The organism is Bacillus sp. JJ722 (assembly GCF_036963345.1).
In the GTDB taxonomy this organism is placed as follows: Bacteria; Bacillota; Bacilli; order Bacillales; family DSM-1321; genus Bacillus_AD.
In genome coordinates this window covers 37,277-39,355 of record NZ_JBALMO010000046.1, presented here as the reverse complement: position 1 = coordinate 39,355, position 2,079 = coordinate 37,277, and the positions used below count along the sequence as shown (strand labels likewise).

General features: G+C 32.6%; 1 protein-coding gene. It reads right to left on the bottom strand.

Annotated features, from left to right (window positions below):
• Window positions 1–132 precede the first annotated feature (132 nt).
• The gene (gene ezrA / locus V7014_RS07890) at window positions 133–1,833 is read right to left on the bottom strand and encodes a septation ring formation regulator EzrA (protein ID WP_335505910.1); all 1,701 of its coding nucleotides are present in this window, start codon (window positions 1,831–1,833) and stop codon (window positions 133–135) included.
• Window positions 1,834–2,079: the final 246 nt, after the last annotated feature.

The window sequence follows — 2,079 nt, the reverse complement described above, 5'->3', positions numbered from 1 at the left end:
TAATTGCGGCTTCTTTTCTGTTGGATATATCCATTTACCTTTTCAGCTTTATTTAAATTTCAAATCATAGTCATAACAAAAACAATGCCCATTAAGAATATAGTATAGTCTTAATGAGCATTGTTACATTTATCAATCATTCGAATCAAAAATATCCAATTCAATTTTAATGTTTTTAATGCTACCAGGTTCGATTTTGTCCAACACTGCAGCTGCTTCCTCCAAAGCTTCACCAAATTCATATTTTCTGAACTTATTTTCCGCTTCTATTAATGCACTTTCAACAGAAGGATATCTACTACGATAACGATTCGCATATTGTATGACTTTTTCAGCTAGCATCATTTGTTCAATTAACTCTCTCGTTAAATCGGAGAATTCATCAACTATTTCAATTGCTTTCTTCAAAAAGATTTGAACAGCAGTCATATCTAATGGCTTTTCTTCTAGCTTCTCATTCACATCTTTTAAAGCTCGTTGTGCTTCATTCAAAAAGCCCGCATACTCTTTAGGCACACCTGGTGTATTACTCTGAGTAATTTGTTTACTCGCTTGCAATAACTTATTTCGCAATTCTTTAATTTGCTCTCGTGCAACTAATTCGTCCTTACGAAGAGCTTGTAATTTCCGTGCAAAAGCATCTTGTTCTTTCTTAACTTTATCGATTTGTTGTTCAATATCCTTTAAGTTCTCACCGAGAATACTATACCCTAAATCATGCTGATCAATTTTCACTTGCAGTTGTTCACACTGCTTAGTAATTGTCGCGATTTTCTTCTCTAACTGGCGATGAACTTTCATTTCTGATTCCGAAATATGATAACTTTGTTGAATAGTGGAAATCTCAATCATTAATTTATCATTCTCATATTTCATGACAGCTGCTTCTTCCGTGATTCCTTCTCTATGATTGTTAATATATTGTCTCGAAACTACTTCTTCTTCAAATAACTCATAAAGTACGGAAACCTTATCTTTGAACTCTTCAATTTCTCTCTCGACTTCCATTACGTCTGCATGATCTAACCTTTCAATAAAGGAAACTAACTGCTTTTCCATTTCTTCTATTGTTTTCGGAAAGTCTAAATGACTTAATATGTATTCCTTCTCAATCATTTCTTGATAGCCATCTTTTAATTCAGTCAATTGATTTTGTAAAGTAGCCATACATTCCACTAACAAGTTTGGAATCGAATCCATTTTAGCAAGAATATCCTTCATTGAACCTTTACACGTTAAAACATATTCGCGAGCTTGAAGATAGTTACCCTTCTCTGTAACCTCTTCATATACAGAAATACTTTCTGCTATTTCTTCTAATTGACGTTCTAACTGATCTGCTGCCTTACCATATGTATGTCTATGTGCTAAAAGCTGTTTCTTCGCTAGTCGATAATCTTCTTGCAATTCTTTCATTTCCAAACGATTCTTTTCTTCACTGCCTACTAAATCATTCAGTTCCTCGATGATACGGTCAATATCATTTTCAATTTTCTTTAATTCTTGTGAAATTTTCCTTTGAACTCCCTTTGAACTACTAAAGCGATATTTATCAATAAATTCTTCAGCGTCGAAAAACATTCCCTCGATATCTGGAAGTTGAACGGTTACAATTTCATCCCATTCATTGCGCCATTTTTCAAACATTTCTTCTGTTTCACCATTCATGTTTAGCTGTTTGACTTTGGAGAGCTCATCCAGTACAGGGCGATTCATCACTTTCAATTTCCATTCTTCTAATTTATCAATATCTTTGTATCGCTTTTTTTTGAAGAAATATCCAATAACAAAAAAAGCAAGAATTAATACTAAACCTCCTAAAATAAACTCCACTTAAATAAAGCCTCCTGTCTGAACTATATATGTATATATTGATTAAAAGTCATTTCACCAAACTTTTAAGTTAAATAGGTCAAAAAATCCTAAAAATCATCACACAAAGTACTATTCTTTTCTCTCAAATTTCTCCCAAAAAATAGGTTCATAATATCTTTCGCCAAAAAAGGTCAAGAATCCCCTTTTTTTCAGAAAAAAAGAAGAAAAATGCTCTTTTTACTGTTTTTATGATACCATGTAAAC